The organism is Prodigiosinella aquatilis, assembly GCA_030388725.1.
GTDB classification, from domain to species: Bacteria; Pseudomonadota; Gammaproteobacteria; order Enterobacterales; family Enterobacteriaceae; genus Prodigiosinella; species Prodigiosinella aquatilis.
In genome coordinates this window covers 265,274-281,165 of the sequence record CP128857.1, presented here as the reverse complement: position 1 = coordinate 281,165, position 15,892 = coordinate 265,274, and the positions used below count along the sequence as shown (strand labels likewise).

General features: G+C 48.4%; 15 protein-coding genes. 3 read left to right on the top strand and 12 right to left on the bottom strand.

Annotated features, from left to right (window positions below):
- Positions 1-9: 9 nt before the first annotated feature.
- From trkH to pepQ, 3 genes are read right to left on the bottom strand one after another with little or no spacing between them, the layout of a single operon-like run.
- Positions 10-1,461 carry a Trk system potassium transporter TrkH gene (trkH, locus tag PCO85_01285; protein WJV54157.1) on the bottom strand — a complete coding sequence of 484 codons (1,452 nt, stop codon included), beginning with the start codon at positions 1,459-1,461 and terminating at the stop codon, positions 10-12.
- A gap of 40 nt (positions 1,462-1,501) precedes the next feature.
- Positions 1,502-2,116, bottom strand: a complete 615-nt coding sequence (locus PCO85_01280; protein ID WJV54156.1) for an IMPACT family protein — start codon at positions 2,114-2,116, stop codon at positions 1,502-1,504.
- Entirely contained in the window at positions 2,116-3,447 is a 1,332-nt protein-coding gene (pepQ, locus tag PCO85_01275; GenBank protein WJV54155.1) for a Xaa-Pro dipeptidase, read from the bottom strand. Before pepQ ends, PCO85_01280 begins: the two co-directional genes overlap by 1 nt.
- 181 nt (positions 3,448-3,628) lie before the next feature.
- Here pepQ and fadB point away from each other — a divergent pair, with 181 nt between their 5' ends.
- Positions 3,629-5,818 carry a fatty acid oxidation complex subunit alpha FadB gene (gene fadB, locus PCO85_01270; GenBank protein ID WJV54154.1) on the top strand — a complete coding sequence of 730 codons (2,190 nt, stop codon included), beginning with the start codon at positions 3,629-3,631 and terminating at the stop codon, positions 5,816-5,818.
- Between the two features lie 11 nt (positions 5,819-5,829).
- The gene (gene fadA / locus PCO85_01265; GenBank protein WJV54153.1) at positions 5,830-6,993 is read left to right on the top strand and encodes an acetyl-CoA C-acyltransferase FadA; all 1,164 of its coding nucleotides are present in this window, start codon (positions 5,830-5,832) and stop codon (positions 6,991-6,993) included.
- A 144-nt stretch (positions 6,994-7,137) separates the two neighbouring features.
- Here fadA and fre read toward each other — a convergent pair whose 3' ends face one another.
- Both fre and ubiD read right to left on the bottom strand, forming a co-directional pair.
- Positions 7,138-7,839, bottom strand: coding sequence for an NAD(P)H-flavin reductase (gene fre / locus PCO85_01260; protein ID WJV54152.1), 702 nt, complete (start codon positions 7,837-7,839; stop codon positions 7,138-7,140).
- Positions 7,840-7,892: 53 nt separating this feature from the next.
- The gene (gene ubiD, locus PCO85_01255; GenBank protein WJV54151.1) at positions 7,893-9,389 is read right to left on the bottom strand and encodes a 4-hydroxy-3-polyprenylbenzoate decarboxylase; all 1,497 of its coding nucleotides are present in this window, start codon (positions 9,387-9,389) and stop codon (positions 7,893-7,895) included.
- 123 nt (positions 9,390-9,512) lie between these two features.
- On the opposite strand from ubiD, the gene rfaH reads away from it, so the two are divergent.
- The gene (gene rfaH, locus PCO85_01250) at positions 9,513-10,001 is read left to right on the top strand and encodes a transcription/translation regulatory transformer protein RfaH (GenBank protein ID WJV54150.1); all 489 of its coding nucleotides are present in this window, start codon (positions 9,513-9,515) and stop codon (positions 9,999-10,001) included.
- Between the two features lie 40 nt (positions 10,002-10,041).
- On the opposite strand, the gene hemB is transcribed toward rfaH, so the two are convergent.
- The 7 genes from hemB to PCO85_01215 form a co-directional block, all read right to left on the bottom strand.
- Positions 10,042-11,064: a porphobilinogen synthase gene (gene hemB / locus PCO85_01245; GenBank protein WJV54149.1), complete on the bottom strand. Its 1,023-nt coding sequence runs from the start codon at positions 11,062-11,064 to the stop codon at positions 10,042-10,044.
- Between the two features lie 16 nt (positions 11,065-11,080).
- Positions 11,081-11,863: a 3'-5' ssDNA/RNA exonuclease TatD gene (gene tatD, locus PCO85_01240; protein WJV54148.1), complete on the bottom strand. Its 783-nt coding sequence runs from the start codon at positions 11,861-11,863 to the stop codon at positions 11,081-11,083.
- Positions 11,864-12,028: 165 nt separating this feature from the next.
- A complete protein-coding gene (gene tatC, locus PCO85_01235) occupies positions 12,029-12,790 on the bottom strand; it encodes a Sec-independent protein translocase subunit TatC (protein WJV54147.1) in 762 nt (253 codons plus the stop codon).
- Between the two features lie 3 nt (positions 12,791-12,793).
- On the bottom strand, positions 12,794-13,300 hold the full coding sequence (gene tatB, locus PCO85_01230) for a Sec-independent protein translocase protein TatB (GenBank protein WJV54146.1): 507 nt from the start codon (positions 13,298-13,300) through the stop codon (positions 12,794-12,796).
- Between the two features lie 3 nt (positions 13,301-13,303).
- Positions 13,304-13,561 carry a Sec-independent protein translocase subunit TatA gene (gene tatA / locus PCO85_01225; protein ID WJV54145.1) on the bottom strand — a complete coding sequence of 86 codons (258 nt, stop codon included), beginning with the start codon at positions 13,559-13,561 and terminating at the stop codon, positions 13,304-13,306.
- A gap of 84 nt (positions 13,562-13,645) precedes the next feature.
- Positions 13,646-15,283 carry a ubiquinone biosynthesis regulatory protein kinase UbiB gene (gene ubiB / locus PCO85_01220; protein ID WJV54144.1) on the bottom strand — a complete coding sequence of 546 codons (1,638 nt, stop codon included), beginning with the start codon at positions 15,281-15,283 and terminating at the stop codon, positions 13,646-13,648.
- Positions 15,280-15,888: an SCP2 domain-containing protein gene (locus PCO85_01215; protein ID WJV54143.1), complete on the bottom strand. Its 609-nt coding sequence runs from the start codon at positions 15,886-15,888 to the stop codon at positions 15,280-15,282. The genes ubiB and PCO85_01215 overlap by 4 nt, the downstream gene beginning before the upstream one ends.
- Positions 15,889-15,892: the final 4 nt, after the last annotated feature.

The window sequence follows — 15,892 nt, the reverse complement described above, 5'->3', positions numbered from 1 at the left end:
CCTCTTCCGTTATTCCCGCCAAAAAGTAGGAGTAAATAGTACCAGCAGTGTGAATACTTCCAGACGGCCAAACAACATTGTTACGATCAAAATCCACTTTGCAGCGTCATTCATGGAAGTAAAATTATCAGCTACCGCACCCAGCCCAGGCCCGAGGTTATTCAATGTCGCCGCTACAGCAGCAAAAGCGGAAAAATCATCGACGCCAGTCGCAATAATAGCCAGCATACTGACAATAAATACCAGCGTATAAGCTGAAAAAAAGCCCCATACGGCTTCGAGTATACGCTCAGGTAACGCTCGATAACCAAGCTTAATGGTATAAACCGCATTCGGATGCACTAAGCGTTTCAGTTCTCGGGAGCCTTGTAAAAACAGCAGCAAAATACGAATAACTTTCAGACCACCACCAGTAGAACCGGCACAGCCACCGATGAACGCCGAGCATAGTAACAGAACAGGCAAAAACAGTGGCCAGTTTGAAAAACTTCCAGTAGTGAAGCCCGCCGTCGTTGCCATCGATACTACCTGGAAAAAAGCCTGATTGAGTGTTTCGATACCGCTTTTATACACATCATGGAACCACAGTATTAGCGTACAGATAACCACCAGTGATATCTGTACGCTAATAAACATACGGAACTCGGAATCACGCCAATAGACTTTAAGGCTTCGACCACTGAGTACAGCAAAATGCAGACTGAAATTACAACCTGAAATCAAAAGGAATACGGCAATGATCGTGTTAATGGTCGGACTGTTGAAATACCCAATACTGGCATCATGAGTAGAAAATCCACCAATAGAGATGGTTGAAAAGCTATGACTGATAGCATCAAACACCGACATCCCGGCCAGCCAGAGTGATATCGCGCAGATGATGGTCAGCAAGACGTAAATCAACCACAGTGTTTTAGCCGTTTCAGCAATGCGCGGACGTATCTTGTTGTCTTTCAATGGTCCTGGCATTTCGGCACGATAAAGCTGCATCCCCCCGACACCGAGGATTGGCAGAATAGCCACTGCCAGCACAATGATTCCCATCCCCCCCATCCATTGCAGCATTTGCCGATAAAACAGGATGGCTTTCGGCATCGAATCCAGCCCCACCAACGTGGTTGCACCTGTCGTTGTCAGACCGGAAAAAGACTCAAAGAAAGCATCCGTTACCGTCATACTGGGATGTTCGGCGAAGAGAAAAGGCAATGCGCCTACGCTACCCAATACCGTCCAGATAAGCACCACTATCAAAAATCCCTCGCGGGTTTTGAGTTCATGCTTTTGCTTGCGATTGGGCAACCACAGGATAAGACCGATGATCAGGGCGACGATAAATGTCTGAGTAAAAGCCCGACCGGCACCATCACGATAAATCAGGGCGACCAACCCGGGAATAAACATCGTTCCGGAAAAAAGTATGACCAGCAGGCCAACAATGCGGGTTATGGCACGCAAGTGCATTACAGATGTCTTCCTTATGGTTCAATAAACAACGCTGGAATTATTGTGAAATTGACAGTAAATGTAACACCCCACGGCTAATATCACGCAACCTCATCTCAGCTTCATCTACAGTATGGACAGGGAGAGCCAGCCGGATCCTAACGTCCGCACCATACTCACTTGATACTATTTTCCCCCCCAGATAATGCACTATTGATTCAACCTGAGGTAGTAGTGAATATTCGCACTGCAGGTGATACTCTTGCAGCAATATCTTCTGTTTTAGTACCAACAGCTTTAATGCCTGCTGGACACCACCGCCATAAGCCTTTACCAAACCTCCGGTTCCCAACTTCACCCCACCATAATAGCGCACGACAACAGCGGTAATTTCACCGACACCGCTGCCCATCAGTTGCGCCAATATAGGTTTACCGGCTGTACCGGCAGGCTCACCATCATCAGAAAATCCAAGCTGCTGGGAATCATTAGGCGCACCCGCGATAAATGCCCAGCAGTGATGAGCAGCTGCCGGATGATGCTTCCTGATGTCTTGAATAAAGGCCTTAGCCGCATCAATACCGTCAGTAGCGCTTAATTCTGTGATAAAACGGCTTTTTTTAACTTCTTCACTATAGCTGACTGCAGAGACAGGAACTGGATAAACAAGCATCAGTTCAGGTTCAACGCCCGAGTTATATTCTCAACGCGATTCTCATGCATCACTATATTATCTTCGATGCGAATACCGCCAAATAGCTGCAATGCATCAATTTTCTGCCAATTAAAATGCTGGCGGAAATTACCGTGACGCCATGGTTCCAACAGCGAATTGATAAAATAAAGCCCCGGCTCAATTGTCAGAACCATACGGGGTTCAAGAACCCGGGTACAACGCAGGTACGGATGCTGAGTGGGTGCCGCCAGGGATGTACCGGTATCGTCCTGCATAAAACCGGCGACATCATGCACCTGTAATCCTAACGGATGCCCCAACCCATGTGGCAGGAACGGGCTGGTTATTCCGGCATCAACTATGGCTTCTTCACTCATATCACTCACCAATTGATGTTTTTTCAATAAACTGGCGATACGGTGATGCATCTGAAGATGGTAATCAGTGTAACGGACACCCACCTTCATGGTTTCAATCAATGCTTGCTGCTCATGGTTTAAATCCTTCACCAAGGCAGCAAAATCATTGTCACTCTGAGCAGAATAAGTGCGGGTGATATCCGCCGCATAACCGTTGTACTCTGCACCGGCATCAATCAGGAAACTACGGATTTTCGCAGGTGCCCGATGTTCCAGTTGAGTGTAATGCAATACAGCGGCATGTTCATTTAATGCAACGATATTACTGTAAGGCACATCGGTGTCACGGTGGCCGGTGGCCGCCAGATAGGCCAGATTAATATCGAACTCACTCATACCAGACTGAAAAGCATCATATGCAGCACGATGACCTGCAACCACCGTTTTCTGCGCTTCACGCATGCAGGCAAGTTCATAATCGGTTTTATAGGCACGATAGTAATGCAGATAATCCAGCACACCTTGCGGATTAATATTTTCCGGATTAAAACCAAGAGTGAGTGCACGTTGTGGAACATAGCCGATATAGGCGACTCGCTGGAGTGGTGTCGGCAACAATTGACCGATATCATCAACGCGACGCAATACAGTCATATCAATGTCATTAGTCCAGAAACTTTCCGGCATCGGTGCAACGTTATGCCAGTAATCAACCGGAGAGTAAAACCACAGCTTTGGTGGGTTAACACCGTCCACCCATAACCAGCAATTAGGTACTTGTGTCACCGGCAACCAAGCTTTGAACTGTGGGTTAACCTTAAACGGGTAATCATGATCATCCAGAAACACCGTCAACAGTTCTCCGGAATGAATCAGTAAAGCATCAAGATTATGACGCGCCAAAACGGCCTGCGTACGTTGCTGCAAGGTCACCAAATGTTGCTGATACAGAGAAGTCATCGTTTCCATCAGAATCTCCATTGATAACAGTGAATTCTTCATTTTAACACAGTGGCACAATGACGGCATTGCCCGACGCTTTGTGATCTTTTCGGCAAAAAATTAATCACTTATTTGCATTTTATTAACATCAAATCCACAATTTTAGTGTTTGGTCATACCAGCCAACTTGCTTAATCTGGAGACAGAGATGCTTTATCAAGGCGAAAACCTCTACGTTAACTGGCTTGAAGATAGCATTGCTGAGCTGGTATTTTCTGCTACAGGGTCAGTTAATAAACTCGATATACAGACAGTTAGTAGCCTCGGTGCTGCTCTGGATATACTGGCACTACAGCATGATCTAAAAGGTTTGGTACTGCGTTCGGACAAACCCGCGTTTATTGTCGGGGCAGATATTACCGAATTCCTCTCTTTATTTGCGGCCCCTAAAGAAAAACTGCACCAATGGCTGACGGATGCAAATGACATTTTCAGCCGCCTGGAGGATTTGCCAGTACCGACGATTTCTGCCATCAAAGGTTATGCTCTGGGTGGCGGCTGCGAATGCGTGCTGGCAACTGATTTCCGCATTGCTACTGCGGATATACGAATCGGCTTACCGGAAGTGAAGTTGGGGATCATGCCCGGCTTTGGCGGTACGGTTCGACTGCCTCGTTTGCTGGGTGCGGATAGCGCACTGGATATTATCGCCGCAGGTAAAGATATCGGTGCTGAAGCAGCACTGAAAGTTGGCCTGGTTGATGCCGTCGTCGCAGACGATAAACTGGTTGCGGCGGCGTTACTCATGTTGCATCAGGCAATTGCAGGAAAGTTGAACTGGCGTGCTTATCGCGCGCCCAAACTGGTACCGCTAAAACTCGGTAAAGTTGAAGCCACCATGAGTTTTGCTACTACCAAAGCCATGGTGATGCAAACCGCTGGAAAACATTATCCCGCCCCGATCACTGCGGTAAAAACCATTGAAGCGGCAGCGGGTTTGCCGCGTGATGCCGCCCTGCGCGTTGAAACAGATAACTTTGTCGCCCTCACACAAACTGATGCTGCCCATACTCTGGTGGGAGTATTTCTGAATGATCAGTATGTTAAGGGAACAGCGAAAAAACAGGTGGGGAGTACTTCCGCCCCCGAGGAGGCCGCCGTCGTAGGTGCAGGGATCATGGGTGGCGGTATCGCCTACCAATCGGCATTAAAAGGCGTTCCTATCCTGATGAAAGATATTAATGAAACCGCGCTGACACTTGGTATGAATGAGGCAGCCAAACTACTGAATAAGCAACTGGAACGCGGAAAGCTCAATGCCGTAAAAATGGCGGGTATTTTTTCCAGTATTCATCCCACCTTAAATTACGCCGGTTTTGAACGTGCCGATGTGGTCGTCGAAGCCGTGGTAGAAAACCCCAAAGTGAAGGCCAGCGTATTGGCTGAAACTGAATCCCACGTCCATGAAGATACAGTGATAGTGTCCAACACCTCGACCATTCCGATTGTGAAACTGGCCCAGGCACTGACGCGGCCACAGAACTTCTGCGGTATGCATTTTTTTAATCCGGTTCACCGGATGCCGTTGGTAGAAATCATTCGGGGTCCGCAAACTGACGAAAAAACCATTTCCCGTGTTATCGCTTATGCGCTCCACATGGGGAAAACCCCTATCGTGGTGAATGATTGCCCGGGATTTTTCGTTAACCGTGTCCTGTTTCCCTACCTTGCCGCTTTCAGTCTACTGATGCGTGACGGCGCGGATTTTCGTGAAATTGATAACGTGATGGAACGACAATTTGGCTGGCCAATGGGACCGGCATACCTGCTGGATGTCGTGGGAATCGATACAGCCCACCATGCCCAATCCGTTATGGCAGAAGGCTTTCCCTCACGTATGGACAAAAATTACCGCGACGTTATTGACGTGTTATTTGAACATCAGCGGTTTGGTCAAAAAAATGGAGTGGGCTTTTATCGTTATCAGACCGACAACAAGGGCAAACCACACAAAGAATTCGATGAAAATATTGATGAGCTGCTGGCCACAGTTTGTCAGGCACGTCGTCGCTTCAGTGCCGAAGAGATCGTCTCCCGCCTGATGATCCCGATGATTAACGAAGTGGCGCTCTGTCTGGAAGAAAACGTGATCGCCAGTCCGGCTGAAGCAGATATGGCACTGATCTATGGCCTGGGATTTCCAGCGTTCCACGGTGGAGCCTGCCGCTATTTCGACACCCTGGGCAGCGCGCGTTATCTGGAGATGGCTCAGCCACTGTCACACATGGGGCCGCTCTATCAAATTCCTGAAAGCGTGCGGCAAAAAGCCAGAAATAAAGAAGGTTATTATCCGACTGTCGCGCCTCACGCCGACATCTCCCATCGTCAACCAGCATAAGGTCTATATTTATGGAAAAAGTAGTGATTGTTGACGCTGTGAGAACCCCAATGGGGCGATCCAAAGCGGGAGCATTCCGTCAGGTACGATCTGAGGATCTATCTGCACATCTGATGCGCAGTCTGTTAAGCCGAAATCCTGCGCTGAAAGCGGATAGTATCGACGACATTTACTGGGGCTGTGTGCAACAAACACTGGAGCAGGGATTTAATATCGCCCGTAATGCGGCTCTGCTGGCAGAAATTCCTCATACCGTACCCGCCGTGACGGTTAACCGTTTATGTGGTTCTTCCATGCAGGCGCTACACGACGCAGCGCGGGCCATTATGGTAGGCGATGCCCAGGTTTGCCTGATTGGTGGTGTTGAACATATGGGCCATGTGCCTATGAGCCACGGTGTGGATTTTCATCCTGGTCTGAGCAAAACGGTGGCAAAAGCCGCTGCCATGATGGGGCTGACAGCAGAGATGCTGGCACGAGTACACCATATCAGCCGTGAAATGCAGGATGCATTTTCCGCCCGCTCCCATCAGCGTGCCTATGCTGCCACACAGTCCGGTGCGTTCCACAAAGAAATCATTCCCACTACCGGCCACAATGCCGATGGGGTTTTACTGTGTTTTGAAGATGATGAAGTCATCCGTCCTGATACCGACATTGCCACTCTGGCAGCACTTAAACCCGTATTTGACCCGATAAACGGTACCGTAACTGCAGGTAGTTCATCCGCGCTTTCCGATGGCGCAGCAGCCATATTGATGATGAGTGAATCCCGCGCCAGCGCACTGGAATTAGCGCCAAGAGCATACATTCGTGCGATGGCCGTTGTGGGTTGCGAACCCTCTATTATGGGATATGGACCCGTGCCAGCCACACAGTTGGCACTGAAACGCGCCGGGCTGAGCATTAGTGATATCGGACTGTTTGAGCTGAATGAAGCCTTTGCTGCACAAACGTTACCGTGCATAAAAGATCTGGGTTTACTGGATGTGATGGACGAAAAGGTAAACCTCAACGGTGGAGCCATCGCGCTTGGTCATCCACTGGGATGCTCTGGAGCGCGTATCTCTACTACACTAATTAATCTGATGGAACGGCATGATGTCCAATTTGGCATAGCCACCATGTGTATTGGTTTCGGCCAAGGTATCGCCACCGTTTTTGAACGTATCTGATGGTGTAAACGCTACACTTTGTAGCCCATTATGAGAAACATGGGGATGAGGTTCACGAAGGACACCTCCCCCAACGCCAGATATCTCGGTTGAATAACCGATCCACATTACGCCAAGATATTTTTCCGTCAGAAAAACGGGGATTCAGATAAAAGCAAAGGCATCACTGAACATATGCGCCACCAGCGCTCCGCGCTCATTGCAGAAACGTTCACGGGCAATCTTTGCCATCTCAAATCGACCGGCAATATAGATATCATACTCGGCCAATGAGCCAAAATCCTGTAGTACAGCGCTTAAAACCGTACCCGCTCGGCCATGCCAATGCTCGTCCGGTTGCTCAACAACCGGAATCACCTTCAAATTGGTATGCTGAGATGCCAGCGATTCCAACTCAGCCAAATCATACAGGTACTTGCGCTCACGACCGCCCCAATAAAAAGAGATTGAACGCTCCGGCTGCTGCGCCAGCGCCGTTAACAAAATGGAACGCGTATAAGAAAATCCAGTCCCACCGGCAATCAGTATCAATGGGCGATCACTCTCCTCACGGAACCAGGCATCCCCATAAGGAATATCAACTATCAGGGATTTCTCTTTCAGGATGCGCTCCATTACCGCCATCGCATACAGATTCAGTTCAGAGGCCCCGATGTGCAGTTCAATAAAATTCTTTTCCATTGGTATGGAAGCCATTGAGAATGGGCGTTTATCCCGTTCATCCATAACTACCATTAAATACTGACCAGCACGGAAGGAAAAAGGGGCTGAAGGCAATAAACGCACCCGGAAAACCGTATCAGTTATTGCTTCGACCGAAGTCACTTTACAGCTCAATGTTGTCATGCGTTCCCTCTATCGGGTCATCAAAACAAAATGGGGAACAGGGCAATGGCGAATTAACGTCGTTTACCGCTGTCACTAAAAATGGCCAAATCATCCCAGATAGCATCAACACGGGCACATACCTGAGGATCTTTTATAATTGGATGTCCCCATTCACGTTGTGTTTCGCCTGGCCATTTATTGGTAGCATCCAGCCCCATTTTGGAGCCTAATCCAGAAAACGGTGAAGCAAAATCCAGATAATCAATGGGTGTATTTTCAACCAGAAGCGTATCACGAGCGGGATCCATGCGCGTGGTTATCGCCCAGATAACATCTTTCCAGTCGCGGGCATTGATATCATCGTCACAAACAATAACAAACTTGGTATACATAAATTGCCGCAGGAAAGACCAAACACCCATCATTACCCGTTTAGCATGTCCGGCATACTGCTTCTTCATAGTAACCACCGCCAGACGGTAAGAACAACCCTCTGGAGGAAGATAGAAATCAACAATTTCTGGAAACTGCTTTTGCAGAATCGGGACAAAAACTTCGTTCAATGCCACGCCCATCACAGCCGGTTCATCCGGTGGACGCCCAGTATAGGTTGAATGGTAAATCGCGTCCCGCCGTTGAGTGATATGTGTGACGGTAAACACCGGAAAGTTATCCACCTCGTTATAGTAACCGGTATGATCGCCATACGGACCTTCAAGCGCCAACTCTCCGGGTTCAATATAACCTTCAAGCACAATTTCAGCATTGGCGGGAACATCCAAATCATTGGACAGACATTTCACGACTTCAGTTTTGTAACCACGCAGTAAGCCCGCGAAAGCGTACTCTGAAAGAGTATCCGGTACAGGTGTCACCGCCGCCAGGATCATCGCCGGGTCAGCACCTAACGCCACGGCAACCGGGAAACGTTTCCCCGGATGTTCCTGACACCACTCCTGATAATCCAGCGCACCGCCACGATGAGATAACCAGCGCATAATAAGCTTGTTTTTTCCTAATACCTGTTGACGGTAAATAGCCAGATTCAGCCGATCCTTAAACGGACCGCGGGTGACCGTCAATCCCCAGGTGATCAGCGGAGCAGCATCCCCTGGCCAGCAGTGCATCACCGGAATACGGCTCAAGTCCACGTCATCCCCTTGCCATACAATCTCCTGACAAGGTGCCTCAGATAAACGTTTTGTCGGCATATTAAGCACTTGACGAAACGTAGGCAGTTTATCCACCAAATCTCGAAAACCGTGTGGTGGCTCCGGTTCTTTCAAAAAAGCCAGTAACTTGCCAACATCACGCAATGCGCTGACATCTTCCTTCCCCATTCCCATTGCAACACGTTTAGGTGTACCAAACAGGTTGCAAAGCACCGGCATATTATAACCTTTGGGTTTTTCAAACAGCAGCGCAGGGCCTTCAGCCCGCAGGGTACGATCAGCAATTTCAGTCATCTCCAAATAAGGATCAATAGGCTGATTAATGCGTTTTAATTCGCCCCTCTCTTCAAGCAAGGAGAGAAACTCACGTAAGTCACGGTATTTCATGCTGATCATCTGAGTAGTCGAAGGTGCCTCTATTATAAAGTCTCTTCGACATGCTGTCGCTCCTGGTGCCGCTATTTATCCCGGCTTTCTTTTGCTATCCTCCTCAGAATAACGCAACAGAATAGTGAAATTATGGAAGTCTGGTATCTGCTTTATTGTAAACGCGGTCAATTGTTACGCGCGAGATCGCACCTGGAGCGCCAGGAAGTAACGTGCCTAAGCCCAATGATTACGCTGGAAAAAATGGTGCGAGGGAAGCGTATTGAAGTCAGCGAACCGCTATTCCCCAACTATTTGTTTGTGGAGTTCGATCCCGAACGGATTCACACCACAACCATCAGCGCGACACGTGGTGTAAGCCATTTTGTTCGTTTTGGTGCATTGCCGGCCACTATTCCGCAGAATGTGATCGACGAACTGTCTCAATATCAAATCCAGATTTTGACTGACCCTAAAACACCGCAACCCGGCGATCAGGTAATGATTATGGAGGGCATATTCAGTGGGCTGCAGGCTATCTATACCGAACCTGATGGAGAAGCACGTTCTATGCTACTGCTTAATCTGCTGAACAAACAGGTCAAGCAGAGCATTGATAACCGGCAATTCAAAAAGATTTAGGCCGCCAGAGGCACGTTGGCTCTGACGGTACATCAAACAATTAGCGTTCCAGATGCTGATCATGTAACCACTGTGCCACTCGCTTGGCAAAGTAAGTCAATACACCGTCCGCGCCTGCCCGTTTAAAACACAACAGTGATTCCATTACCAACGGCTGCTCCTGCAGCCACCCATTCTGGATCGCTGCCATCTGCATGGCATATTCCCCTGAAACCTGATAAGCAAATGTGGGAACACCAAACGTATCTTTCACACGGCGGACCACATCCAGATAAGGCATACCCGGTTTTACCATTACCATATCGGCCCCTTCCTGCAGATCCTGGGCGATCTCCTGCAATGCTTCATCACTGTTAGCCGGATCCATCTGGTAGGTTTTTTTATTGCTACCTTTCAGATTACCTGAGGAACCCAATGCATCACGAAAAGGCCCGTAGTAACAGGAAGCATATTTAGCGGAATACGCCATAATCTGGGTGTTAAACAACCCTCGTGTTTCCAGGGTTTCACGAATAGCACCGATACGCCCATCCATCATATCGCTGGGCGCCACAATTTCGGCACCCGCTTCAGCATGGGATAATGCCTGACGAACTAGTATCTCTTTGGTGATGTCATTGACCACATAACCCTGTTCGTCAATGACGCCATCCTGACCGTGAGTGGTGTAAGGATCGAGTGCCACATCAGTCAGTAGACCTAATTCAGGAACCGCATCTTTGAGGGCGCGCACCGCGCGTTGAACCAACCCATTAGGGTTATATGATTCCTCGGCGTGAAGTGATTTTTTATCCGCCTCAATCACCGGAAATAACGACAGAACAGGGATACCCAGTTTGGAGATGATTTCGGCTTCTTTCACAACTTCATCTATTGTCAGCCGATAGACTCCCGGCATGGAAGGGACTTCCTGTCGGTCATGATTTCCCTCCATGACAAACACGGGATAGATCAGATCATTCACGGTTACCTGATGTTCAGCCACCAGGCGACGGCTGAAATCATGACGACGAATACGGCGCATCCGCCGTCCGGGAAACGTACCGGGAAAAGCATTGCTCATATATTATTCTCCTGAATCAGGCCAGCCGGAAAACCCGGCGGGCGTTTTCATCTACTCTCTCCCCCAGCAGGTTGGCATCCTGACTGCGCCAGATCGCCACCTGACGGACAATATGTGGGAGAAAGCAGGGTTCGTTACGGCGGGATGCAGGTTTAGGATGTAAATCCCGGGGTAACAAATACGGTGCATCGGTTTCAAGTAATAGCCGATCATCGGGGATATATTCCAGCAAAGCACGCAGTTCCAGGCCACGACGTTCATCACAGACCCAACCCGTGATCCCCACCATCAATCCAGCATTCAGACAATCGTCCAGTTCATGACGAGTACCCGTAAAGCAATGCACAATGGCCGCAGGAAGCTTATCCAACCAGGGAGTCAACAGACTGATAAAGCGGGAATGGGCATCGCGGCAATGTAAAAACACTGGCAATGATCGTTCCGCCGCGATTGCCAGTTGAGCGGTAAAAGCACGCTCCTGCTGTGATGGAGTAGAGAAGTTACGATTAAAGTCCAAACCACTTTCTCCTACTGCCACAACCTTGTCACGCAGTGTCAAACTGTAAATCTGTTCTGCCACCCCATCTGTCCAGGTGCTCGCCTCATGGGGATGAACACCCGACGTAGACCAGCAATAATCAGGAAAAATAGTCGTCAGCGCGGCGGCATGTTCACTGTCTGATGCATTACTCCCAGTCACTAACAACCCGGTAACGCCGGCCTGTCGGGCCCGAATAATGACTTGTTCTCGGTCCAGGGCAAACTGAGAACTGGTAAGGTTGACACCAATATCGAACATCCTCTCCACCTCGTTTCTGTTCCCAAAAAATCAGGGATGATGAAAAAAACGAAACCTCTCATTGAGAGGTGTGCTGACGAGAACGATGTTTGCGGTCTTAAAATAGGGCAACATGATTAATCAGTCAGGCAAGGCCCGGTAAGATAAATTACCGGGCTGGTAAAATTACTGTGAAGAGTCTTCTGTGGTGGCGTTATCCTGACGGCGTCCCTTACCAACATAAAACCGGGAGCAAAATATACCGACTTCAAACAACAGATACATGGGGATCGCCAATAGTGTCTGGGATAAAACATCTGGTGGAGTCAGCAACATGCCGACAACAAAAACCCCTACCAGCACATAAGGACGTTTCTTCTTCAGGTCCTGAGGCGTAATCACACCACTCCAGCACAACAGAACTATCGCCACCGGAACTTCAAATGACACACCAAATGCCATGAATAATGCCATGACAAAATCGAGGTAGTTATTAATGTCGGTTGCAATCATTACCCCTTTCGGTGCCGTATGGGCGAAAAAACTGAACGCCAGTGGGAATACCACAAAGTACGCAAATGCCATACCCAGATAAAACAACAAACTGCTGGAAACCAACAGTGGAACCATCAGACGACGTTCATGCTTATACAACGCCGGTGCGACAAATGCCCACACTTGATACAACACTAACGGAGCCGCCACGAATACCGAAATAATCATGGTAAGTTTTATCGGCGTAAAGAAAGGCGATGCCACATCAGTAGCAATCATGCTCGCGCCAGCAGGAAGCTGTTTGATCAATGGAGCAGAGACAATCTGATAAATGTCATTAGCAAAATAGATCAGCGCCAAGAACACGACCAGCACACAGATAATGCTATTTATTAACCGCTTTCTCAGCTCGATCAGATGGCTAATCAGCGGTTGTGTTTCATCAACGGCCATACACTAATGATCATCACCTAGTTGAGAAGTGGGAACCGCAGCAATTTGCTCAGGTTTTATTTTTTTATCGGACTCAGGTACTACTGTATCTGGCATGTTTTCCAATGGCGGAGTTATCACAGGAGTAACCGGTGTCTCTTCCTGTTCTACAACCCCGTCATAGATGACTTCAGGATCGTTCAGCTGCTCCACAGGAACCGTATGCTCAGGTTTGGCAACATAGCTGCGTTTCATGGCTTCGGCGGCTTCTTTCAGTTCATCCATGGAAGCTTTAAGCTCTGGAGATAAATTACTCAGGCTACTGGCCTGCTCTACTTTTTTCAGGCTGTCCTGCAATTCCTGCAACTTCAATTCCTGTGATAACTCATTTTGTACGGTAGAAGCCAATGAGCGCAGTGTTCTGATCCAACCGGCAACCGTTCTTACTGCGATAGGCAATCTCTCCGGCCCCAAGACTACCAGGCCGATTATCATCACCAGCAGCAGTTCACTAAACCCGATATCAAACACAGATTACACCTGTTCTTTATTCTTGCTCTTCTCTTCCTGCTTGGCTTCCGGCTTTTGATCCGCAATGGATTTAGTCGCAAAGTCAGCATCTTGCTGTGTTTTTTCGTCGTCGGCAGATGACGGCTCTTCACTGATAGCTTTTTTAAAGCCCTTAATGGAAGCACCGAGATCTGATCCCAACGTTCTCAGCTTATTGGTGCCAAACAACAACACCACGATGACCGCGATGATCAACAAACTAGGAATACTAATACCGCCCATAACGCTTTACCTCTTTATACAAGGGATAACTATCAAGATCACCACTATTATAAACGGTAATCATGCTACTGATTATGATCTTATTCAACGAGTACAACGCCAACCAATCAACCAGGCAACAACACCTGCGGCTATCAAACCTGCAGGTACAATATCCGCTTCAACATGACTGGCTAACAGCAATGTCCCACTGATTAACAGTGCTGCCCCCACACCTAGCAAATAACGGGACTGACCATGACGAACCCGTTGGACATGTAGTTCATTGGCAAGTTGCTCCATACTCTGCCGCAACATCTTATGTTGCCTTAATCCGTCATAAAACAATTCCGGAATTTCAGGCAATTTTTCCGCCCAAAATGGTGCTTTTTCTTTAAATGCACGCAACATCGCAGGTAATCCGACCTGATCTTTCAGCCAGGTTTCCAGAAAAGGCTTGGCGGTTTTCCATAAATCTAACTGAGGATAAAGCTGGCGTCCTATCCCTTCAATATAAAGTAATGTTTTCTGGAGCAATACCAGTTGCGGCTGCACTTCCATATTGAAGCGGCGCGCCGTATTAAAGAGGTTCAATAATACATGGCCGAAGGAAATTTCCGCCAACGGCTTTTCAAAAATGGGTTCACAAACAGTACGAATAGCGAACTCAAACTCTTCCACATTGGTATCTGCAGGAACCCAGCCAGAGTCCACATGCAGTTCAGCAACCCGACGATAGTCTCGGTTGAAAAAGGCAATGAAGTTTTCCGCCAGATACCGCTTATCTTCCTTGTTAAGAGAACCGACGATGCCGCAATCAATACCAATATATTGCGGATCTTCAGGATGTTCATAGCTGATAAAGATATTGCCCGGATGCATATCCGCATGGAAGAAACTATCCCGAAAAACCTGAGTGAAAAATACTTGCACACCACGTTCAGCCAGCAAAGGCATGTTAACACCGTGCTTCTTGAGCGCATCCACATCAGAAACCGGAATACCGTAAATACGCTCCATAACCAACACGCGTTCTGTACAGTAATCCGAATAGATCTCCGGTATGTAAAGCATAGGGCTATTGATAAAGTTACGTCGTAGTTGGATGGCATTTGCTGCCTCACGCAGCAGGTTCAGCTCATCCAAAAGCGTTTTTTCATATTCACGTATGACTTCACGTGGTCGCAGACGACGGCCATCCGATAACAAAATTGGCAACCAGCTAGCCAACCGATTCATTAGGCGCATATCGGCTTTAATCACTGGCAGGATGTCCGGGCGAATCACTTTAATCACAATATCTTTGCCCGATGTTTTCAGTTTAGCCGTATGCACCTGAGCAATGGACGCCGAAGCCAATGGGATCGAGTCAAAATCATCAAACCAGGTTTCCAGTGAACCGCCCATTGACGCTTCAATCTGCTTACGAGCCAGAGCACCATCAAAAGGCGCTACCCGATCCTGCAACATTGCCAGTTGATCAGCGATAGCGGGTGGAAACAAATCCCGTCGAGTAGACATCATCTGCCCGAACTTAATCCACACCGGCCCGAGATCCTGTAATGCCAGACGCATACGCTCCCCTAACGGCATATCTTTATGACGGTTAGGCAACCAGAACAGGAAATAACGACCCAAACGAAGAGGGAGCGTCAGGCGTATCCGCGGAATCAATTCATCCAGTCCATAACTCAATAGTACACGGATAATTCGGTAAAGGCGGACCAACTCTCCTGGCGTCATTGAGATCTCTCCAGCTTTGCCAACCTTTCGGTTAATGCACTCACAGATTGCTCCAACGCAGTCACTTCATCCTGGAACCAGAGGCCTTCCAGCTTGCCTGGTACCAGGCGCCACTCTTCTGTGAGCGTTTCAGATAAATAATGCTGCTGACGGCACAGCGTACGAGTCAATGCCCCTACCGTTTTGTGTGCAGCCTGGCTCAATCCTTCTGCCACAACGTCACCAAGATAAGGCGCTAACCATTCTGCAGGATCGAACTCAGCCAGATCCAGCAGCCCGATAAATTGTTGGATGACCTGAATATCACCTTCTACGATCAGTTCATCACTGCGCATCAACGCGGAAAGGTGTTGGCGATCACGCAATTTCATCAAAGCGGATAACCGAGTTTGCAAATGGCAATCAGGAACATCATCCCATTGACTCACGATATCCAGGTGATGCTCAGTAAAAACCAGCACCAGAGGCGTGCCTAGCTCGGCGACGTCAATACGCAGCGTTTTCCCATGCAGACGTTGACGTGCGGCCTTCATACTCCGGTCACGAAACAATAGCTGATTAAACGCCGTTTCCAGCGCAGCGATCAGTACAGGCATTAACAGCATTGGT